Annotated in this window: 18 protein-coding genes and 1 pseudogene; 5 read left to right on the forward strand and 14 right to left on the reverse strand. The window is 67.5% G+C overall.

Annotated elements, in window-relative coordinates:
* From OC159_RS07410 to dnaE, 10 genes and pseudogenes are all read right to left on the reverse strand, one after another.
* Positions 1-941: pseudogene (locus tag OC159_RS07410) on the reverse strand (protein TolA); the annotation flags it as partial.
* A gap of 2 nt (positions 942-943) precedes the next feature.
* On the reverse strand, positions 944-1,393 hold the full coding sequence (gene tolR, locus OC159_RS07415; protein WP_265500518.1) for a protein TolR: 450 nt from the start codon (positions 1,391-1,393) through the stop codon (positions 944-946).
* 3 nt (positions 1,394-1,396) lie between these two features.
* Positions 1,397-2,089: a protein TolQ gene (gene tolQ / locus OC159_RS07420; RefSeq protein WP_265500519.1), complete on the reverse strand. Its 693-nt coding sequence runs from the start codon at positions 2,087-2,089 to the stop codon at positions 1,397-1,399.
* 115 nt (positions 2,090-2,204) lie between these two features.
* On the reverse strand, positions 2,205-2,933 hold the full coding sequence (locus OC159_RS07425) for a sulfotransferase-like domain-containing protein (protein WP_265500520.1): 729 nt from the start codon (positions 2,931-2,933) through the stop codon (positions 2,205-2,207).
* On the reverse strand, positions 2,926-3,318 hold the full coding sequence (ybgC, locus tag OC159_RS07430; RefSeq protein ID WP_322626716.1) for a tol-pal system-associated acyl-CoA thioesterase: 393 nt from the start codon (positions 3,316-3,318) through the stop codon (positions 2,926-2,928). Before ybgC ends, OC159_RS07425 begins: the two co-directional genes overlap by 8 nt.
* 35 nt (positions 3,319-3,353) lie before the next feature.
* Positions 3,354-4,385, reverse strand: a complete 1,032-nt coding sequence (gene ruvB, locus OC159_RS07435; RefSeq protein WP_265500521.1) for a Holliday junction branch migration DNA helicase RuvB — start codon at positions 4,383-4,385, stop codon at positions 3,354-3,356.
* Positions 4,382-5,305 carry a zinc metalloprotease HtpX gene (htpX, locus tag OC159_RS07440; protein ID WP_265500522.1) on the reverse strand — a complete coding sequence of 308 codons (924 nt, stop codon included), beginning with the start codon at positions 5,303-5,305 and terminating at the stop codon, positions 4,382-4,384. The genes ruvB and htpX overlap by 4 nt, the downstream gene beginning before the upstream one ends.
* A 14-nt stretch (positions 5,306-5,319) precedes the next feature.
* Positions 5,320-6,039 carry a Holliday junction branch migration protein RuvA gene (ruvA, locus tag OC159_RS07445; protein WP_265500523.1) on the reverse strand — a complete coding sequence of 240 codons (720 nt, stop codon included), beginning with the start codon at positions 6,037-6,039 and terminating at the stop codon, positions 5,320-5,322.
* Positions 6,036-6,533, reverse strand: a complete 498-nt coding sequence (gene ruvC / locus OC159_RS07450; RefSeq protein WP_265500524.1) for a crossover junction endodeoxyribonuclease RuvC — start codon at positions 6,531-6,533, stop codon at positions 6,036-6,038. Before ruvC ends, ruvA begins: the two co-directional genes overlap by 4 nt.
* 91 nt (positions 6,534-6,624) lie before the next feature.
* The gene (gene dnaE, locus OC159_RS07455; RefSeq protein WP_265500525.1) at positions 6,625-10,095 is read right to left on the reverse strand and encodes a DNA polymerase III subunit alpha; all 3,471 of its coding nucleotides are present in this window, start codon (positions 10,093-10,095) and stop codon (positions 6,625-6,627) included.
* A gap of 109 nt (positions 10,096-10,204) precedes the next feature.
* Between dnaE and OC159_RS07460 the strand changes: the two genes are divergently transcribed.
* The 5 genes from OC159_RS07460 (at position 10,205) to OC159_RS07480 (ending at position 16,024) form a co-directional block, all read left to right on the forward strand.
* A complete protein-coding gene (locus tag OC159_RS07460) occupies positions 10,205-11,722 on the forward strand; it encodes an ABC transporter ATP-binding protein (RefSeq protein ID WP_265500526.1) in 1,518 nt (505 codons plus the stop codon).
* Entirely contained in the window at positions 11,719-12,795 is a 1,077-nt protein-coding gene (locus OC159_RS07465) for an ABC transporter permease (RefSeq protein WP_265500527.1), read from the forward strand. Before OC159_RS07460 ends, OC159_RS07465 begins: the two co-directional genes overlap by 4 nt.
* Positions 12,792-13,679 carry an ABC transporter permease gene (locus OC159_RS07470; protein ID WP_265500528.1) on the forward strand — a complete coding sequence of 296 codons (888 nt, stop codon included), beginning with the start codon at positions 12,792-12,794 and terminating at the stop codon, positions 13,677-13,679. Before OC159_RS07465 ends, OC159_RS07470 begins: the two co-directional genes overlap by 4 nt.
* A gap of 35 nt (positions 13,680-13,714) precedes the next feature.
* The gene (locus tag OC159_RS07475) at positions 13,715-14,791 is read left to right on the forward strand and encodes a BMP family ABC transporter substrate-binding protein (protein WP_265500529.1); all 1,077 of its coding nucleotides are present in this window, start codon (positions 13,715-13,717) and stop codon (positions 14,789-14,791) included.
* 102 nt (positions 14,792-14,893) lie between these two features.
* On the forward strand, positions 14,894-16,024 hold the full coding sequence (locus OC159_RS07480; RefSeq protein ID WP_265500530.1) for a glycosyltransferase family 8 protein: 1,131 nt from the start codon (positions 14,894-14,896) through the stop codon (positions 16,022-16,024).
* Between the two features lie 9 nt (positions 16,025-16,033).
* On the opposite strand, the gene purU is transcribed toward OC159_RS07480, so the two are convergent.
* The 4 genes from purU to OC159_RS07500 all read right to left on the reverse strand — a co-directional run bounded on the left by purU (position 16,034) and on the right by OC159_RS07500 (position 21,442).
* On the reverse strand, positions 16,034-16,918 hold the full coding sequence (gene purU / locus OC159_RS07485; RefSeq protein ID WP_265500531.1) for a formyltetrahydrofolate deformylase: 885 nt from the start codon (positions 16,916-16,918) through the stop codon (positions 16,034-16,036).
* Between the two features lie 118 nt (positions 16,919-17,036).
* On the reverse strand, positions 17,037-18,203 hold the full coding sequence (locus OC159_RS07490) for a M20 aminoacylase family protein (RefSeq protein ID WP_265500532.1): 1,167 nt from the start codon (positions 18,201-18,203) through the stop codon (positions 17,037-17,039).
* Between the two features lie 66 nt (positions 18,204-18,269).
* Positions 18,270-19,613, reverse strand: coding sequence for an NAD(P)/FAD-dependent oxidoreductase (locus OC159_RS07495; RefSeq protein WP_265500533.1), 1,344 nt, complete (start codon positions 19,611-19,613; stop codon positions 18,270-18,272).
* Positions 19,610-21,442, reverse strand: a complete 1,833-nt coding sequence (locus OC159_RS07500; protein WP_265500534.1) for an ABC transporter ATP-binding protein — start codon at positions 21,440-21,442, stop codon at positions 19,610-19,612. Before OC159_RS07500 ends, OC159_RS07495 begins: the two co-directional genes overlap by 4 nt.
* Positions 21,443-21,603 lie beyond the last annotated feature (161 nt).

Raw genomic sequence — 21,603 nt, forward strand, 5'->3', positions numbered from 1 at the left:
GCGCGTTGCTCCTCGGCCACGCGCTCGGCGGCCTCAGCGGCGCGTTGCTCCTCGGCCGCGCGCTCGGCGGCCTCGGCGGCGCGTTGCTCCTCCGCCTCGCGCTCGGCGGCCTCGGCGGCCTCGGCGGCGCGCTGCTCCTCGGCCGCACGTTCGGCAGCCTCAGCGGCGCGTCGTTCCTCCGCGGCGCGTTCGGCGGCTTCGGCGGCTTCGGCGGCACGGCGCTCCTCGGCCGCGCGTTCGGCGGCCTCGGCGGCGGCCTGACGCTCTGCCTCGGCCCGAGTCGCGGCCTCGGCTGCGGCCTGGCGGGCCGCGGCAGCTTCGGCCTGCCGGCGGTTGTAGTTGGCGACCAGATCCTCGGGGCGATCCTGGGGCCGCGGCGACTGGTCCAGCGCCAGCGCCGAGCGCGGCGCCACCGGATCGGCCGCGGCGTCGGGTTGCGGGGCGGCGGGCTGCGACGGCTGCGCTTCGGCCGAGGGCGCCGCGGGCGGGGCCGCTGGCGTCGGCAGGGGCACCGCGGTGTCATCCTGGGGCGGCACCGGTTCGGGCAGGTCGGTGGCGACATCGACGGGCGCAGGGGCAAGCGCGGCAAGATCTTCCAAGTCCGGCGCGGCCTCGGCAGCGTCGGGGGCCGCCAGTTCGCCGGCATCGGCGGATTGCGGCGGTGTTGCGTCGGCGGGTCGCGCGGCGCCATCCTCGGCGCTGGCGGACGGATCGGGCAGGCTGGCCACGGCCGTCGCATCGGCGCCCACGGGACCTGCTCCGCGGGATGCGGCGGCCAGCGCCTCGAACTCGGCGCCGCTGATGGTCGACACCTCGGTCGTGCGCACCGGCGGGCTGGGCTGCGGCCGGAACAGCGCGCCGCCCAGCACCGCCCAGAGGATCAGCGACCCGTGCGTCACCCCCGAGATCCAGTAACCGATGCGGCCCTCGCGCTCGTCCATGATCAGCCGTCCATCCGGGGCCCGCCGGTCTCGGTGACCAGCACGATGTCGGTAATGCCCGCGGCGTTCAGCGCGCCCATTATCTGCACCACGCGGGAATAGGGGATCGCGCCGTCGGCCCGCAGGAAGACCCTGCCCGACTGGCGGTCGGCCAGCGCCGCGCGCAGCGTCGTCACGACCTGGTCGTCGGCCACCGGCTGGTCCATGATCTGCATGCTGCCGTCGGCGGGGATCGAGATCACCAGCGGCTCTTCCTGTTCCGTGGGCACGGCATTGGCGGCAGTTTCGGGCAGGTTCAGCGGCACGCCAGCCGTCATCAGCGGCGCGGCCACCATGAAGATGATCAGCAGCACCAGCATCACGTCCACGAAGGGCGTGACGTTGATCTCGGACATGGGCAGGTTGCGCCGCCTGCCCTTGGCCCTGACCCGCTTGACGACCGAGGATGCCATGGCTCAGCCCTCATCCATCTGGCGCGACAGCAGGGTCGAGAACTCGTCCGAGAACGCCTCCCACCCGCCGGTGATGCGTTCGGCGTCGCCCGACAGCTTGTTGTAGAAGACAACGGCCGGAATTGCCGCGACAAGGCCGAGCGCGGTGGCCAGAAGCGCCTCGGCGATGCCGGGGGCGACGACCGCAAGGCTGGTGTCCTGCGTGAGGGCGATGCCTTCGAAGGCAGTCTTGATGCCCCAGACCGTGCCGAAAAGGCCGATGAAGGGCGCGGTCGATCCGACGGTGGCCAGGAAGGACAGGCCGCGGAACAGGCGGCCCTCCTCGCGCTGGATAGCCACATTCATCGCGCGGTCGATGCGGGCGATGCCGCCGGGGATCAGCCGCCCGTCGTCGCGGTGGCTGCGCCGCCATTCCGTCATGCCGGCGGTGAAGATCCGCTCGGATGCGCCCTTGGGACGATCCCCCAGCCGGTCATAGAGATCGTCCAGCGGTTCGCCCGACCAGAAGGCGCGGTCGAAGCGGCTGGCTTCGGTCCGGGCGCGGGCGAAGACAAGGAACTTCTGGACGATGATCGCCCAGGACCAGAACGAGGCCACGATCAGCAGGACCATCACGATCTGCACCGTCAGGGACGATCGCCAGAACAATGCGACGGCCGAAAAGTCGATGGCCTCGGCGGCCTGAATGGGTTCCATTGTCACTGCCTCATCTTCATGGCCCGTGGCTGCTGGACACAGCCCGGCGTTCAGCGCCCTTTATCGTGTTCCTAGCAAGGGTTTCATCCCCAAAGGCAACACAATGGCGTCAGTTTTACACGATCCGCAGCCGATGTGCCGCAATTGCCCGATAGGACGGGCGCAGCGCCGCCGCCAGCGCCGCAAGATCACCCTGCAGGTCCGGCAACGGCCCCTCGGGGCCGCCGAAACCGGTCGAGCGGTTGACGGCGTCGTACCACACGCGGCCCCAGACCCCGTCCTCGGGGTGGGGGCCGGGCGTCCAGGACAGCATCGCAGGGGTCCAGTCGATCTCGATGGCGGTGCAAAGCGCCCTCAACGCCGCCTCGGGGTCGCGGCGGATGGCGGCGCTGTCGATCACGACGGGCGCGGGGCCGCGTTCGGCCATCTGCCGCCACATCTGCCATTGCCGGTCAAAGCCCAACTCTGCCGGGTCGGGCAGACCGCGCTTGGCCGCAAAAGATGCCGCAACCCGTTCGGGTTCACGAATCAGGAAGATGTTGGTGACGTCGGCGGTCCAGTCCAGGCCCATGCCCGGCAGCATGTGCTGGACCATGTGCTTCTGGTATTGCAGCCGGCGACCGACGGGACGGCTGGTCAGGTCCGGCAGCACGTCGCGCCACTCGGCAGGCTGGCTGGCGATCACCTCGTCGCGCATCGGATGCGGCAGGCCGGTCCGCAGCAGGTAGTGGGCATAGAACGGCTCGTCCACGCAGGCGCAGTCGCCGCGGGCGCAGAAGCTGCGCATCATCGCGGTGGACAGGTTTCGCGGCCCCGACCACATCGCGATGCGCCTTTCAGTCATCTATGGCCGTCCTCAACATCGCTGGCAGCCGCACCGGCCGCCCCTGCCCGTCCAGACATGCGACCGTCACGCGTGCGGTGAACAGCAGCTGGTCGCCACGCCGCACCTCTTGAACGACGACGATCCGCGCGGGGCTGGCCTGCGCCAGTGCGGTCTGGAGAGTCAGCAGGTCGTCGAACCGGGCAGGCCGAAGATAGTCGGCCTCGACCCGGCGGACGGCGAAGACATGGCCGGTTTCGCGCTGCATCCGCAGCTGGTCGATCCCAAGCGCACGCAGCCATTCCGACCGCCCGCGCTCGATGAATTTCAGATAGTTGGCGTAATAGACGATACCGGCAAGGTCGGTATCCTCGTAATAGACGCGAAGGGTCATCTCGTGGCTCATGCGCGCACGCTAGGGCGGTTTTGCGCGTTGTGCAATCAGCCGTCGAAAAGCGTCCCCTGGCCCCGCGGCACCGGCATGTCCAAACCCAGGTGCCGCCAGGCGCGCGCCGCCAGCTGGCGCCCGCGCGGGGTCCGCGCGATCAGGCCCTGCTGCAGCAGGTAGGGCTCGATCACCTCCTCGATGGCATCGCGGCTTTCGGAGAGCGCGGCCGAGAGCGTCTCGACGCCCACCGGGCCGCCGCCATAGTGCTGCGCCATCAGCGTCAGGTAACGCCGGTCGGCCCCGTCAAGGCCGATATCGTCGACGCCAAGCCGGGTCAGCGCGATGTCCGCGATCTCTCGTGTCAGGCGCCCGTTGCCTTCGACCAAGGCGAAATCGACCACCCGGCGCAGCAGCCGACCGGCAATTCGAGGCGTCCCCCGCGCCCGACGCGCAATTTCCAGCGTCCCCTCCGGGTCGGCGCCGATGCCCATCAGCCGGGCACCGCGCTGCACGATCAGATCCAGTTCCGCGATCTCGTAGAACTGCAGCCGGGTCGGAATGCCGAATCGGTCGCGCAACGGCGTGGTCAGCAGGCCAAGCCGCGTTGTCGCCCCGACCAGCGTGAACGGCTGCAGCTCGATTCTGACGGTCCGTGCGGCCGGACCTTCGCCGATGACCAGGTCCAGCTCGAAATCTTCCATCGCCGGATAAAGGACCTCCTCCACCGCCGGGTTCATCCGGTGGATCTCGTCGATGAAGAGAACGTCGCGAGCCTCTAGATTTGTCAGGATTGCCGCCAGATCGCCCGCCCGCGCAATGACGGGACCCGAGGTCATGCGGAAGTTCACGCCCAGCTCGCGCGCCATGATCTGCGCCAGCGTGGTCTTGCCGAGGCCGGGCGGCCCGAAAAACAGCGTGTGATCCATCGCCTTGCCGCGCATCTTGGCGCTTTCGATGAACACCTTGAGGTTCGCCCGCGCCTCGGCCTGACCCACGAACTCGGAAAGGTTCTGCGGACGCAGCGCGCGATCCTCGGCGTCGCTCTCCAGCGCCTCAGGGCGCAGGACTGGATCGGGCTGGCTCATCCCCGGCCCCAAGGCATGCGGGGGCCGGTTCGGGGGATGCGGCTCGGGCTCAGGCCCGCCGGGGCGGCGGTCGGGGCCGGATGTGCGCTGCCGTCCATGGCCATGAGGCGGGCGATCCTCTCCTCGGTCGGGGGGTGGGTCGAAAACAGCTTGTCGGCCCGCAGCGCGTGCAGCGGATTGATGATGAACATTGACGCCGCCGCCGGGTTGCGCTCGGCCGGAACGTTCACCGTCCGCCCCGCCGCCACGGCAATTCGCTGCAGCGCCGATGCCAGCGCCCGCGGCTGCCCGCAGATGACGGCTCCGGTCGCGTCGGCCTCGTACTCGCGGGCGCGAGAGATCGCCATCTGCACCATCATCGCAGCCAGCGGCGCGAAGATCATGGCAAGAATGCCGCCGAAGGCCCCCCCGCGCCCTTCTCGGCCGCCCATGAACAGCATCATGTTCCCCATCATGGCGATCGCGCCAGCCATGGTGGCGGTCACCGTCATCGTCAGCGTGTCGCGATGCTTGACATGCGCCAGCTCGTGGGCAATGACCCCCGCGATCTCGTCACGGCTCAGCGTGTCCACCAGACCCTGCGTGACCGCAACGGCGGCATTGTCGGGGTTCCGGCCGGTGGCAAAGGCGTTGGGCTGCCGCGTAGGCAGCAGGTAGAGCTTCGGCATCGGCAGATCGGCCCGCCGCGCCAGCTCGGCGGTCAGGTCGAAGAGGCCGTCCCCATGATCCGGCGAAAGCTCGACCGCGCCCTGCTGGCGAAGGACCATCTTGTCGCTGTTCCAGTAGCTGAAGAAGTTCATGCCCCCGGCGATCAGCAGCGCGATCAGCGCGCCGCCCTGCCCGCCCAGCATCCAGCCGAGCGCCATGACCAGCGCGGTCAGCGCGGCCATCAGCATGAAGACCTTGACGTTTCCAGCCATGATGCGACCTCTTGTCAGTCCTTGGGCGCCAGCAACCGCAGCGCCGCGCGGATCAACGCGGGCATGGCGGCACCGGGTTCCCGCGCCTGCGCCTCGGCCACGGCACTGGCCGCCTCTGAGGGAGCATAGCCGAGGTTGGTCAGCGCCGACAGGGCATCCGCCATTGCCTGACCCGCCAAGCCACCGCCAGCGGCAGGGCGCGCCTCGTCGCCGGGGATCGACCCCGGCGCCGAGGCGGCGGACGGGCCGAGCTCGATGCCCGGCTCGTCCGCACCACCGCCCGCGGCAACGTCCCCAGCATCGACCGTCAGCGCGCCGCCCAGGGCCATCACCGACGGCGCCTTGTCCTTCAACTCCAGCACGATCCGCTGCGCCAGCTTGGGTCCGACGCCGTTCGCCTTCCGGACCGAGGACCAGTCGCCCAACGCGATAGCCCGACCCAGACCCTCCGGCCCAAGCGTCCCAAGGATCGCCAGCGACACCTTGGCGCCGACCCCCTGGACCGAAGTCAGCAGCCGATGCCATTCCTTTTCCAGCATGGTCGGGAAACCGAACAGCTGCAGCAGGTCCTCGCGCACCAGTAACTCTGTATAAAGCGCGGCTGCCTGCCCGACCGGCGGCAGGCCCGCCGCCGTCCGTTCGCTGACATGCACGATATAGCCCACACCGCGCACGTCGATCAGCACCTGATCGCGCGCCCGATGGATGATCACGCCTGCGATCCGCCCGATCATGCCGACCTCGCCACGCGGAGGGTGCGGCCTTGCAGATGCCGGGCATGGCAGATCGCAATCGCCAGAGCGTCGGCCGCATCAGGGCTGTCGAACCGGACGCCGGGCAGTTGAACGCGAACCATGTGCTGCACCTGCTCCTTGCCGGCATGCCCCACACCGACGACCGTCTTCTTGACCGCGTTCGGGGCATATTCGCCGATGGCGATCCCAGCCTCGGCCGGGGCCAGAAGCGCGACGCCACGCGCCTGGCCCAGCTTCAGCGTCCCGGTGGCGTCCTTGTTCACGAAGGTCTGCTCGACGGCGGCTTCGTCGGGCGCATGCGCTGAGATGACGGCGCAGAGACCCCGGAAAAGCACGGACAGCCGTGCACCAAGATCCTGCGCGCCGTCCGAATGGATCGTGCCGTTGGCGACGTGGCGGAGCCGCGGTCCCTCGACTTCGATCACCCCCCAGCCCATGTTCCGCAAACCGGGATCTATGCCCAAGACCTTCATGCTGCCCTCTTTTTCCAAGGGTTAGCACGAAGCGCGAACATTTGCCTAGGGGGCAAAGCCCTGGCGTCTCGCGCCAGGCCATGCAGTGCCGCTATTCCTCGACCACATCTAGAACCCCCGGAATGGCGCGCAGGGCCTGTCGGGCGGGTGTGGTCAGGGGGGCGTCATTGGCGACCTCGATCTCGATCACCTCGTCACCCTCGCGGATCCGCAACCGGATGGGCCCGCGGGCGCGGGAGGGCGCGACGACCTCGGTTCGGATGCGGGTCAGCACCTCGACCAGGCGCGGGATCGTGTCGGCACCCTGCATCTCGACGGCAAGGCAGCCGGCGCCGGCATCGGCCACGAAATCCTCGAGCGCGGCCACCGAGTTCGCCAGCATCTTCACCTGGTCACCCGAGGGTTCGACCTTGACCTGCAGCACGACGTTCGCCCCCGGCTCCAGCTTGTCGCGCGACGCGTTCAGCAGATCGGAGAACACCGTGACCTCGTAGAGACCGGTGGGATCGGACAGGGCGACAAAGGCATATTGCGTGCCTTTGGCCGACTTCCGCTCCATCCGGGCGGCGACGGTTCCGGCGATCTGCGCCACAAGCGGCCCGTTCAGGGCGTCCTGGCTGATCTCGGCCAGGGTCTGGACCTTCTTGCGCTTCAGCGCCGGCTGATAATCGTCCAGCGGGTGGCCCGACAGGTAGAAGCCAATGGCCTTGTGTTCCTCGCCCAGTTTCTCGGTGGGCAGCCAGATGCCGGTCAGCGGCGGACGCGGCGGCGGGAGGTCCTCGCCCCCGCCAAACAGCGACGTCTGCGCCGATGCAGCCTGTTCCTGCACCGCCGCCGACCAGGCGCAGAGCGCATCCAGCGCCTTCATCACCCGCGCCCGGTTGTCGTCCAGCCCATCGAAGGCCCCGGCACGGGCCAGCATCTCCAGCGGGCGCTTGCCAACGCGCTTCATGTCGACGCGACGGGCGAAGTCGTGGATGTCGCGGAAGGGTGTGTCGCCCCGCGCCTGATGGATCAGGCCCATCGCGTCAAGGCCCACGCCCTTCAGCGCACCCAGCGCGTAATAGATGCGCCCCGGACCGACCGTGAAGGTCGGGGCCGAGCGGTTGACGCAGGGCGGCACGATCTCGATCCCCATGCGGTCGCACTCGCGCTTGTAGATCGCCAGCTTGTCGGTCAGGTGGATATCGCAGTTCATCACCGCAGCCATGAATTCGACCGGGTGGTTGGCCTTCAGCCAGGCGGTCTGATAGCTGACCACCGCATAGGCCGCCGCATGCGACTTGTTGAAGCCGTAGTTGGCGAACTTCTCCAGCAGGTCGAAGACTTCGCCCGCCTTCTTTTCAGACACGCCGTTGGCGACGCTGCCCTTGATAAACTTGGGGCGTTCCTTGGCCATCTCGGCGGCGATCTTCTTGCCCATGGCGCGGCGAAGCAGGTCGGCGCCGCCCAGCGAATAGCCTGCCATGACCTGGGCGATCTGCATCACCTGTTCCTGATAGACGATGATGCCCTGGGTTTCCGCCAGGATGTGGTCGATCGACGGATGGATCGATTCCAGTTCGCGCAGGCCGTTCTTGACCTCGCAATAGGTCGGGATGTTCTCCATCGGGCCGGGGCGATAAAGCGCCACCAGAGCCACGATATCCTCGATGCAGGTGGGCTTCATGCGCCGCAGCGCGTCCATCATCCCCGAGCTTTCAACTTGGAACACCGCCACCGTCCGGGCGCTGGCGAACAGGTCATAGCTGGCCTTGTCGTGCAGCGGGATCAGGTTGATCTGGTTTTCCGTTCCCGGCGCAGGGTCGTAAAGCGGCCGCCCCTCGGCGCAGACATGCAAAGGACGGCCCGCGCCGTTGATCAGGTCCACCGCATTCTGGATCACCGTCAGCGTCTTCAGGCCCAGGAAGTCGAACTTCACCAGCCCGGCCTGTTCGACCCATTTCATGTTGAACTGCGTCGCCGGCATGTCGGACGCAGGGTCGCGATAGAGCGGCACCAGACGGTCCAGCGGCCGGTCGCCGATGACCACCCCGGCGGCGTGGGTCGAGGCGTTGCGGTAAAGCCCCTCCAGCTGTTCGGCGTAGTCCAGAAGACGCTTCACCACCTCTTCGCGCGCCGCCTCGCGCAAGCGGGGTTCGTCGGCGCGGGCCTTGGTGATGCTGACGGGCTTGACCCCTTCCACCGGAATCATCTTGGACAGGCGGTCGACCTGTCCGAAGGGCAGCTGCAGCACCCGGCCCACGTCGCGGACGGCGGCCTTGGACAAAAGCGCACCGAAGGTGATGATCTGCCCGACCTTGTCGGCACCGTACTTGCCCTGCACGTAACGGATCACCTCCTCGCGGCGGTCCATGCAGAAGTCGATGTCGAAGTCCGGCATCGAAACCCGTTCCGGGTTCAGGAAGCGTTCGAAGAGCAGCGAATAGGCCAGCGGATCAAGGTCGGTGATGGTCAGCGCATAGGCCACCAGCGACCCCGCGCCCGATCCCCGGCCCGGCCCGACAGGGATGCCCTGCGCCTTGGCCCATCCGATGAAGTCCGCGACGATCAGGAAATAGCCGGGAAAGCCCATCTGCTCGATGATGTTCAGCTCGAAATCCAGGCGGGCGTGGTATTCCTCGACGCTGACGGCGTGCGGGATGACCTTCAGCCGCGCCTCAAGCCCCTCGCGGGCCTGGCGGCGCAGTTCGGCCACCTCGTCATCGGCGAAGCGCGGCAGGATCGGGGCGTGCTTCTTGACGGCAAATGCGCAGCGGCGGGCGATCTCGACGGTGTTCTCGATCGCCTCGGGCAGGTCCGCGAACAGGACCGCCATTTCTTCGGGCGACTTGAAATAGTGCTGCGGCGTCAGGCGGCGGCGGGGCTGCGACTGGTCGACATAGGCCTTTTCCGCAATGCAGATCAGCGCGTCATGCGCCTCGTACATCGTCGTCTTGGGGAAATAGACGTCGTTCGTGGCGACCAGCGGCAGGTCGCGGCCATAGGCCAGCTCGATCAGCCCGGCCTCGGATGCCGCCTCGGCGGCCATCAACTGGCCGTTTTCGCCTGGATGGCGCTGCAGCTCGACATAAAGCCGCGACGGAAAGGCGCCGGCCAGCCGGTCGGCCAGTGCCGCGGCCTTGTCGGCCTGCCCCTGCGCGATCAGCGCCCCCAATGGCCCTGTCGCGCCGCCGGTCAGGCAGATCAGCCCCTCGGCCCGTTCGCACAGCTCCTCGACCGTCACATGCGGCAGCGCGCCGCCTTCGCGCAGATAAAGGCAGGTGGACAGCGACATCAGGTTCAGCCACCCTGCCTGGTTCTGCGCCAAAAGGACCACCGGCCCCGTCGCGTCCGCAGCCAGCGTCACCTGGCAGCCGACGATGGGCTGGACCCCGTTGTCCCTGGCCTTCACGCTGAATTCCAAGGCGGCGAACATGTTGTTCGTATCCGTCAGCGCCACGGCGGGCATGCCGGCATCTGCCGCCAAGGCAGGCAGTTTGCCCACGGGAATGGCACCTTCCAGCAACGAATGCTCGGAATGTGTGCGAAGGTGGATGAATCGGGGGGATTTCACGGTCATGCTGGGATCACTATCGCAGGCTGGCCAAACAGTTCAATTGCCCCCGGTTGCGAAAGCGCGATAAGCATGTCTGGTTTGACCAGATGGACAAAAAACGAGGGGACAGGATTTGACGGCCAACGTGTTCCGCGCCGAGCGGATCGGGAAAAGCTATCCTGGTGTGCGCGCCAATGACGACGTGTCCTTTGCCGTCGCGGCCGGAGAGATTCACGCCCTTCTGGGCGAGAACGGCGCCGGGAAGTCCACGCTGGTCAAGATGATCTATGGCCTTGTCCGGCCCGACGACGGGCGGATGTGGCTGGGTGACGACCCCCATGCCCCGACCGACCCGCGGGCAGCGCGGGCGGCGGGCGTCGCGATGGTGTTCCAGCATTTCAGCCTGTTCGATGCGCTGACGGTCGCCGAAAACATCGCCCTGGGGATGGAGAACCCGCCGCCGCGCCGGAAACTGGCCGCACGCATCACCCAGGTCAGCCACGACTTCGGCCTGCCGCTGAACCCAGGCCGCCGCATCGTCACCTTGTCGGCGGGCGAACGCCAGCGGGTCGAGATCATCCGCTGCCTGCTGCAGAACCCGCGCCTGCTGATTATGGACGAACCGACCAGCGTGCTGACCCCGCAAGAGGCGGAGTTGCTGTTCGCCACCCTGCGCAAGCTGGCAGCAGCGGGCACGGCGATCCTCTATATCAGCCACAAGCTGGAGGAGATCCGCGCCCATTGCGACTGCGCAACGATCCTGCGCCACGGGAAGGTGGTCGACAGCTGCGATCCACGCGCCCAGTCGGCCCGCGAACTGGCCGCGATGATGGTCGGCGGAGAGATGCGGGTGATCGACCGCAGCGGTCGCCAGGCGGGCGATGTGCTGCTGAAGGTGGAGGGGCTGTCCCAGCCCGCGCCAAGCGCCGAGGGCATGCGCCTGAAACGGGTGTCGCTGACCCTGCGCGCGGGAGAGATCCTGGGCATCGGCGGCGTCGCCGGCAACGGTCAGGAGGAACTGCTGGCGGCGCTGTCCGGCGAAGTCCGCAGCACGCCCGGCACCATCGCGCTGGAGGGCCGGGACCTGTCCAGCAAGGGCCCCGAACCGCGCCGAGTCGCGGGCCTTCTGGCCGCCCCCGAAGACCGGCTGGGGCATGCCGCCGTACCCGATTTCAGCCTGACGGAAAACACGCTGCTGACGGCAGGAGCGCGCAAGGCGCTGGTCAGGGGCGGCCTGATCGACCATGCCGGCGCCCGCACCTATGCCGAGGCGGTGATCCGCGACTTCGACGTCCGCACCCCCGGCCCCGGCACCGCCGCCCGCGCCCTGTCCGGCGGCAACCTGCAGAAATTCGTGGTCGGCCGAGAGGTCATGCAGGACCCCCGCGTGCTGGTCGTGAACCAGCCCACGTGGGGCGTCGATGCAGGCGCGGCCGCCGCCGTGCGCCAGTCGCTTCTGGACCTTGCCCGCCGCGGCGCGGGCGTCATCGTGATCTCTCAGGACCTGGATGAGCTTTTGGAACTCTCCGACCGCTTCTGCGCGCTGAACGAGGGGCGGCTGTCCGACCCCGTCCCGACCGCCGGCCTGACGCTGGACCGCATCGGCCTGATGCTGGGCGGCGCCCACGGGATGGAGGAGGCGCGGGCATGATCCAGCTTGTCCCCCGTCAAGGCGTCTCGAACGGCTGGCAGATCGCGACGCCGCTGCTGGCCGTGCTGGCCACGATGGTCGCGGGCGGAATCCTGTTCGCGATCATTGGATATGACCCGGTGGCGGCGATCCGGACGATCTTCTGGGACCCGCTTTTCGGTCCGGCCGCTTCCTATTCGCGCCCTCAGCTTCTGGTGAAGGCCGCGCCGCTGATCCTGATCGCCTCGGGGCTGGCCGTGGGCTTCCGCGCCGGCATCTGGAACATCGGGGCCGAGGGGCAGTACATCATCGGCGGCATCACCGGGGCCGCCGTCGCGCTTGCGCTCTATCCGCTGGAGGCCTGGTGGCTGTTTCCGGTCATGGTGCTGGCTGGGCTGGCGGGGGGGTGGGCCTGGGGCATGATCCCCGCCCTTCTGCGCAACTGGTTTGGCGCGTCCGAGATCCTGGTGTCGCTGATGCTGGTCTATGTCGCGCAGCGTATCGCGGCCTGGATGGCCTTCGGCCCGATGCGCAACCCCGAGGGCATGGGCTTTCCCGGATCGCGGAACCTGCAGCAGTATCCGTCCGCAGCGAACCCTGAACTATTGACCGGGACCGGCGCACATTGGGGCGTCGTCGCGGCGGCCTTGGCCGTGCTGGCGACCTGGTTCCTGATGAGCCGCCACATCCGCGGATTCCACCTCCGCGCTGCCGGCATCGCGCCCCGCGCGGCGCGCTTTGCAGGCGTGAACCCGCAAACGCTGGTCGCCTTCTGCCTGGGGCTCTCGGGCGCATTGGCCGGGGCCGCGGGTCTGTTCGAGGTTTCTGGTCCCGCCGGGCAGGTCACCGCCCAGCTAGGCGTCGGCTACGGCTTTACCGCGATCATCGTGGCCTTTCTGGGACGGCTGCACCCGGTGGGCATCCTGCTGGCCGGGCTGCTGCTGGCGCTGACCTATATCGGCGGCGAACTGGCGCAACTGACCATGGCCCTGCCCGCTGCCACCGTCCAGGTCTTCCAGGGGATGCTGCTGTTCTTCCTGCTAGGCTTCGACCTGCTGACCCGTTTCCAGATCCGCCGGAGCATCGCCGCATGATCGACCCGATCTCCGTCTTCCTGCTGCTTCTGTCCGCCTCGACGCCGATCCTTTTTGCCGCACTGGGCGAACTTGTCGTCGAACGCGCCGGCGTACTGAACCTGGGCGTCGAGGGAATGATGATCGCGGGCGCATTGGCGGGCTTTGCCGCCGCCTATGCCAGCGGCAACCCGTTTCTCGGGTTTCTCGTGGCGGCACTGGCCGGAGCCACGATCTCGATGCTGTTTGCGCTGCTGACGCAGGTGTTCCTGGCCAATCAGGTCGCCTCGGGGCTGGCGCTGACGCTGTTCGGGCTGGGCCTGGCCGCCATGTTTGGCAAGCCGTTCGAAGGGGTGAGGGCGCCGCCCATGCCGATGGGACCGCTGCGCATCAACTGGATCGTCTGGCTGGGCCTTGCGATGGTGCCGGCGATCTGGTGGTTCCTCAACCGCTCTCGCGCGGGCCTGATCCTGCGGGGGGTGGGGGAAAATCACGACGCGGCGCACGCCCTCGGCTATGGCGTCCGGGCAACGCGGGCGGCAGCGGTGGCCTTTGGCGGCGCGATGGCGGGCATCGGCGGCGCCTTCATCTCGATCGCGACGGTGCTGCAATGGACCGAGGGCATGACCGCCGGCGCGGGGTGGATCGCGCTGGCCATCGTGGTCTTTTCGCGCTGGACCGCACCGGGCGTTCTGGCTGGCGCCTGGCTTTTCGGCGGCGTCACGGTGCTGCAACTGCGCCTGCAGGCGGCGGGCGTGGACGTGCCGGTGCAGCTGTTGTCGATGGCACCCTATCTGGCGACCATCCTGGTGCTGGTCCTGATTTCGGCCCGGCAGAAGTTCAGCCGCCACGCAGGCGGCGCGGCACCCGGCTCGCTCGGGATCAATTTCCACGCGCTGCGCTAGGGCGCAGCCTCCAGACCCCAAGAGGATAGACGAACATGCAACGCAGAACCCTTCTGGCCTCGGCCTCGGCGCTGATGATGGCGCTGGCCGTCCCCGCCATGGCCCAGGACGAGCCGCTGAAGGTCGGCTTCATCTATGTCGGGCCGGTCAGCGACGGCGGCTGGACCTATCAGCACGATCTGGGCCGCCAGGCGGTCGAGGAAGAGTTCGGCGACCGGGTCGAGACGACCTACCTGGAAAGCGTGCCGGAAGGCGTCGATGCCGAACGGGCGCTGACACAGCTGGCGCTGGCCGGAAACGACGTGATCTATGCGACCAGCTTCGGCTACATGGATGCGGTCATGAACGTCGCGGCCAAGTTCCCCGACATCAGGTTCGAACACAACACCGGCTACAAACGGGCCGAGAATGTCGGCACCTATGACGGCCGCTTCTACGAAGGCCGCGCCGTGACCGGCACGATCGCCGGGCGGATGACGGAAACGAACAAGATCGGCTATATCGCCACCTTTCCGATCCCCGAAGTGATCCAGGGCATCAATTCAGCCTATATCCATGCCAAGAAGGTCAACCCGGACGTCGAAATGCGCGTGGTCTGGGCCTACAGCTGGTTCGACCCCGCGAAAGAGGCCGACGCGGCCAACGCCCTGATGGCCGAAGGGGTCGACGTGATCCTGCAGCACACCAACTCGACGGCGCCGCTGGCGCAGCTGCAGCAGGCCGGCAAGTACGGCTTTGGCCAGGCCAGCGACATGTCGTCCTTTGCGCCCGCCCCCCGCATCTCCTCGGTCTACAACAACTGGGGCGCACATTACGTGAAAAGCGTCGGCCGCATCCTGGACGGCACCTGGGAACCGGAAGCGATCTGGGGCGGCATCGGCGACGGCATCGTGGCCATCGGCGAAATCACCGAAGCGGTTCCCGCCGACGTCAAGGCCGAGGCCGAGGCGCTGCGCGCTTCCATTGCGGCGGGCGAATACCACCCATTCACGGGGCCGCTGAACAAGGCCGACGGCACCGGATGGCTGGCCGAGGGTGAGACCGCCTCGGACGAAGAACTGCAGTCGATGAACTTCTTCGTCGAAGGCATCGACGCCCAGATCCCTCAGTAACACGACGACGCTGTCGCAGAGCCGCCCGATGCGGCCTGCGACAGCAGGTCCGGCTCGCCTTGGAGGGGCCGGACAAGCCATCTTCAGTTCCGTCAGGTGTCCATGTCGCGTGTTTCTCCGTTCGCTCCGTGGATCAAGCGGATCTATCGCAGCCTTCCATCCGGATGGTCGGCCGCCTTGGACCTGTATCACACGCAGCGATACGGCGGTCGCAGACCGCCGGCGCGCCTGGACGTGATGACCTCGGTCGGCGGTCCGAACGTGGACGTGCTTCAGGTCATGCTGCTGTCGCTGTCGCGCGCCCATCCCGGCGACCGGATCGTGTTCTGGCTGCTGGAACTGCGCATCCCACCCAAGCAGATGCATGACCTGACGAGGTTCTGCGAGGGGCTGCAGAACCTGGAACTGCGTCCCATCAAGCTGCCCGACCCGGCCAGCTTCGACCGCCTGCGCGCCCTGGGCGGTAAGCCGGACAGTGCCCGGTTTCTTTGGCTGGCCGCCCATCGCCACATCCCGGAAACGGTCAGCCGGGTGATCTATCTCGATGCGCTGGACCTTCTTGTCACGGGTGACCTGGTCCCGCTTCTTCGGCATCCCTTTCTCGGTCACCGCCTTGTCGCCTGCCGCGAAGGGCTCAATCGCCCGCCGTTGCTGATCGGGCCGGCGATCCGCGCCCATGCGCGGGGCGCGACCCTGCCAACCCTGCGGCGGATGGCGCGCGGGCTGATGAACAGCGGTTCGATGGTCATCGACCTCGACCGGATGCGCCGCGACGACATCGGGATGGAGGCCTATCTGCAGACGGCCGAATGGGCACGCGGCAACCTGGGGCTTTCGTTTGGCGATCAGGGCATCTATTCGCTGACCCACGGCAGCGACTACGCGCAGGCCCATGACCGCTATAACCACCGGTTCTTCGACGAGCCGGAGGGCCGCAGGATGGCGCGGCCCGCGGTGATCCACTATGCCGGGACCATGCCCAAGCCCTTCGAATGGCTTGTGACGCCGGCGCAGGAGGCGGCGATCAGCAGGCATGTGCAGCAGGATCGCGCGGGGGAACTGGTGCTGAATCCGGTGCAGTCGATCCGGCCAGCGCAGTTCCCCTATTTTCACCGGTGGTGGGATCTTTGCGCGCAAACGCCCGTCCATGGGCGCATCCGATCTCATGCGCAGGCCAAGGCCACCGCGGCCCTGGCGCAGATCGGCGTCGATCCGGACCGACCCGCGTCGTGACGGACGGGTTCAGCCCATGCGTTCGCTGGCATAGCTGCCGGGGGACGGGGGGAAGACCACCGTCTTGGCGCCGTTCAGGAAGACGCGGCCATGGATATGCGCGTGGACCGCGCGGGCCAGCACCTGCGCCTCGACGTCACGGCCCAGGCTCACATAGTCACCGGGCGACTGCGCATGGGTCACGCGTGCGGTGTCCTGCTCGATGATCGGCCCCTCGTCCAGGTCGGCGGTGACATAGTGGCTGGTCGCGCCGATCAGCTTCACGCCCCGCTCATACGCCTGCTTGTAGGGGTTCGCGCCCTTGAAACTGGGCAGAAAGGAATGGTGGATGTTGATGATCCGTCCCGACATCTCCTGGCACATCCGGTCGGACAGCACCTGCATGTAGCGGGCAAGGACCACCAGTTCCGCGCCGGTCTGCTCGATGATCTCCATCTGCTGCGCCTCGGCCTGGGCCTTGGTGTCGGCTGTCACGCGGATCATGTGGAAGGGGATGTCGTGGTTGACGACCACCTTCTGGTATTCATGGTGGTTCGAGATGACGCCGACGATGTCGATCGGCAGCGCCCCGATGCGCCAGCGGTACAGCAGGTCGTTCAGGCAGTGCCCGAAGCGGCTGACCATGATCAGCACCTTCTTCTTGACGCTGTCGTCGCTGATTTCGGCCTGCATGCCGAAGCGCGTCGCGATGTCGGCAAAGCCTGCGCGCAGGCTGTCCAGCGTCGCGGCACCTTCGGACCGGAAGCTGACGCGCATGAAGAAGCGCCCCGTTTCCACATCGTCAAACTGGGCGCTGTCGGTGATGTTGCAATCCGCGTCCGCCAGAAAACCCGAGATCGCCGCGACGATGCCGCGGGTCGATGCGCAGGTCACGCGCAGGGTATAGCTCTTCATGCGTCGGTCGTCCCCTTGTTGCCCAAGCGCGAGGACCATGCCCCGCGCCACGGACATTTCGACCGATTGTCCGGGAATGACAATCGCGTTTGCGACAGGGCGCGCGCGCCCCGCGACATCAGGCGGCGGGCAGGCGCGCCTCGACCATGCCGGCATACCAGCTGGAGCCTGCCGGAATCGCATCGTCGTTGAAGTTGTAGGCGGGGTGGTGAACCATCGCCGTGTCGCCGTTGCCGACCCAGATATAGGCGCCGGGGCGTTCGTTCAGCATATAGCTGAAATCCTCGCCGCCCATCATCGGCTGCATGTCCATGTTGATGTCGCCGGCGATCTGGCGCGCAACGTCCGCCGCCCAATCCGTCGCCTGTTCGTCGTTCATGGTGACCGGATAGCCGCGCTCATAGTTGATGTCGGCCTTGGCGCCCATGGCAGCGGCGATGTTGGTGGCGACGCGGGTGATGCCTTCCTGCAGCTGGTCGCGGACGGCGGGGTCCAGGCTGCGGGCGGTGCCCTTCAGCTTGACCACCTGCGGGATCACGTTGTGCGCCGTCGAATCCGTGCTGACCACGCAGACCGAGATCACGGCATTCTTCAGCGGGTCGATGTTGCGCGCCACGACCGATTGCACGGCCACGATGATCTGCGCGGCCGTCAGCGTCGTGTCGATGCATTCATGCGGCTTGGCGGCATGGCCGCCCTTGCCGGTCACGGTGATGTCGAACTGGTCGGCGGCGGCCATCATCGCCCCCGGACGGATCGAGAAGCTGCCCACCGGCATGCCCGGCATGTTGTGCATGCCGTAGAATTCGTCGATCTTCCAGCGGTCGACCAGGCCGTCCTTCACCATCGCCTCGCCCCCTGCCCCGCCTTCCTCGGCGGGCTGGAAGATCACGATGGCGGTGCCGTCGAAGTTGCGCGTCTCGGCCAGGTACTTGGCCGCGCCCAATAGCATGGCGGTGTGCCCGTCATGGCCGCAGGCATGCATCTTGCCCGGCGTCTTGGAGGCGTATTCCACGCCCGTCTGTTCGCTGATCGGCAGCGCGTCCATGTCGGCGCGCAGGCCGATCACGCGGCCCTTGCTGTCGGTCCTGCCCTTGATGACGCCCACGACGCCGGTGCGGCCCACGCCCTCGGTGACCTCGTCGCAGCCGAATTCGCGCAGCAGTTCGGCCACGCGGCCCGCCGTGCGGTGGACGTCATAGAGCAGTTCTGGATGTTCGTGGAAGTCCCGGCGCCAGGCGGTGATCTCGGGCAGAAGTTCGGCGAAACGGTTCTTGACGGGCATGGTGATCTCCTTCGGGAATGCAGGTTGGCGATTTCCTGCATGATCTGCAAGAGGGCCGCGCGGGCTTTACAGGTCCGGGCCAAGTTCGACGGGCGAGCCGTCCGAAAAACGGGCAAAGCGGAAGCGGCGAAGGTCATGGGCAGGGGCGCGGCCCTGAATCAGGTCCGCCATGACGCGACCGATCCCCGGCCCGATCCCGAAGCCGTGCCCCGACAGCCCGGTCGCGATAAAGAAGCCGCCGATCGGCGTTTCGTCCAGCACCGGCACCTGGTCGGGCGTCGTGTCGATCATGCCCGCCCAGGCCGCACGAATGCGCGGCCGCCCGATCTGCGGGAAGGCCGCCGCAAAGTCGTCCTGCAGGCGCGCCACCCGCCGTGGGTTCGGATCCGGGGACAGCACGCGCATCGCCTCGAACGGCGACGGCGCGTCGGGCTTCCACCGCCGCGGTGTCGTCCAGGCGTCGGGATAGCCGCGAGGGGCCGCGCCCTGCAACCGCGTCAGGCGCAGATCGCGGCGGATCATCGGCAGGTAGGTCCGCAGGTGGCGCACCGCCGCCCGCCCGATCCAGAAGTCATGGGCCATGCCGGGGGCCAGCGTATAGCCGCCATCCGCCCGGCGGCGGAAGGCAAAGTTCGCATCCGTCGCAGCGCCCGGCCAGAAATCGGGCATCGGCTCGGTCGCGGCGACGGTCGCGCGAACCGACAGCTGCGGCAGGCTCAGCCCGGCATTGCCGGCGAACAGTCCTGACCAGGCGCCGCCGGCCAGAAGGACACGGTCGGCCGCGATGCGCCCGTCTTCGGTCACGACGCCAGTGACGCGGCCGTTCTGCATGTTCAGCGTCCGAACGGCGCAGTGTTCGCGGATCATCACGCCTTCCGCCACGGCCAGGTCCGCGATGGCGGGCACCGCATGAGCGGGTTCGGCACGCATGTCCGACGGCGTCTGCAGCGCCCCTGCCCAGTCGGCCGCGTTGGGCAGGTCACGGGCCAACGCATCGCGACCGACGACCCGGCTGTCGAGGCCGTGGCGGCGCGCCACCTCCAGCCAGGCCTCGTAACGTGCCAGCGCGGCGTCGTCGGGGGCGAGGAAGCTGACGCCGCAGGTGACCAGCCCGATCCGTTCGCCCAATTCCTGCGCCAGGGAGGCCCACAGGCGCCGGGCCTCCAGCATGATCGGGATCTCGGCCTCGTCACGGCCCTGCGCGCGGACCCAGCCCCAGTTGCGGCTGGACTGTTCGCCGGCGATCACGCCCTTTTCGCACAGAACAACCCGCTGCCCGTCCCGCGCCAGGTAAAGCGCCGTGGTGACACCTGCGATTCCACCGCCGATGACAATGACATCCGCGGCGTCGGGCAGCGCGGCGCGATACCTCGGCGTGGCAGCTGGGCCGATCGGCGGCGCGGCCTTCACGAGTGGGTCGCCGGATCGACCAGCACCCGGTGCCCGGGCGAGACCTCGCGATAGGCCGAAGGGACTGCCTGGTAATCGACCGAATGAATGGGCGACGGGATCGGGCGGAAATTCAGATCCTCGCTGATTTTCTTCTGGCGGGGATCGGCGACAGGCACGGCCGACATCAGCTGGCGTGTATAACTGTGCTGAGGGTTCTCGAACACCTGCTGTCGGGTGCCCAGTTCCACGATGCGGCCCAGATACATTACGCCGACATGATGGCTGACGCGCTCGACCACCGCCATGTCATGGCTGATGAACAGCATCGAGATGCCCAGATCCTGCTGCAGTTCCATCAGCAGGTTCAGGACCTGGGCCTGAACCGAAACGTCCAGCGCCGACACGGCCTCGTCGGCGATGATCAGCTTGGGGTTCAGGGCCAGCGCCCGGGCGATGGCAATCCGCTGGCGCTGGCCGCCCGACATCTCGTGCGGGTAGCGGCGCATGAAGCTGCGCGGCAACTCCACCCGGTCGAACAGCGCGGCGATCCGGTCCTGGCGTTCGCTTCGGCTGCCGATGCCATAGTTCTGCATCGGCTCGGCCACCTGGTCATACAGCTTCATGTGCGGGTCGAGGCTGGCGAACGGGTCCTGAAAGATCATCTGCATGTCGCGGCGTGCGCGGCGCAGCGCCCGCTGCGACAGCGCCAGCACGTCGATGCCGCCGAGATCGACCGTGCCTGATTCAGGTTCGACCAGCCGCAGGATCGACCGCCCGCAGGTCGATTTCCCGCAGCCCGATTCCCCGACCAGCGACAGCGTTTCGCCAGCGTTTATGGTGAAGCTGACATCCTCGACCGCGTGAACGCGCGCCAAGGTGCGGCGCAGGACGCCACCCTTCACGGCAAAGCGCGTCGTCAGGTTCCTGACCGTCAGCAGCGGCCTGGGATCGGCCACGATGATCGGTTCCGGTGCGGCATGGCTGCCGTCGCCCATCAGGCGCAGGCGTTCGGGCGCGGGCTTTCCGGTCATCTCGCCCAGCCGCGGTACGGCGGCCAGCAGCATCTTGGTATAATCCTTTTGCGGATTCTCGAAGATCTGCTGGACCGGGCCTTCCTCGACCTTGTCGCCGCGGTACATGACCACGACGCGGTCTGCCATCTGCGCGACCACCGCCATGTCATGGGTGATGAACAGAACGGCAATCTGCTTTTCTCGCTTCAGCCGGTCGATCAGGGCCAGGATCTCGGCCTGAATGGTTACGTCCAGCGCGGTCGTGGGTTCGTCGCAGATCAGCAGACGCGGCTCGCAGGCCATGGCGATGGCGATGACGACGCGCTGGCGCATGCCGCCCGAGAGTTCATGCGGATACTGGTCCAGCCGACGTTCGGGCTCGGGGATGCGGACCTGGCGCAGGATCTCGAGGGCGCGGGCGCGTGCCTCGGCCTTCTTCAGGCCGCGATGGGCGATCAGCCCCTCGACCAACTGGTCGCCGACGGTGAAGACCGGGTTAAGCGCCGTCATGGGTTCCTGAAAGATCATGCCGATCTGGTTGCCGCGGATGTCGCGCATCGCGGCGCTGCCCTGCATGGCAAGGTCGACCACCTGGCCGTCCGCCTTTTCGAACATCAGCCGACCGCCCGCGATGGTGCCCCCGCCGAACTCCACCAGCCGCATCAGCGACAGCGAACTGACCGACTTGCCGGATCCGGATTCGCCCACCACGCAGACGCATTCGCCCGGCTTGATGTCGAAGCTGACATCCTTGACGCCCACCACGATGCCGTCGCCAGTTTCGAATTCGACGCGAAGCTTTTCAATTGAAACAAGCGGTTGTTGATCCAGCATGACAGGTTCCTTCCAGCGCCCCAGCTGAAAGGCTAGCCGCTGCCCTGCGAAAGTCAAAGCCGAAACCGTGCGTCACGGCCGACGCGAATGGTCTTGCTTTTCAAATGAGCTTCGTCCGATGATATCCTTATTCCGCAGGGACGACGACACACCACGACCAC

It is taken from the genome of Paracoccus beibuensis, from assembly GCF_026162625.1.
In the GTDB taxonomy this organism is placed as follows: Bacteria; Pseudomonadota; Alphaproteobacteria; order Rhodobacterales; family Rhodobacteraceae; genus Paracoccus; species Paracoccus beibuensis.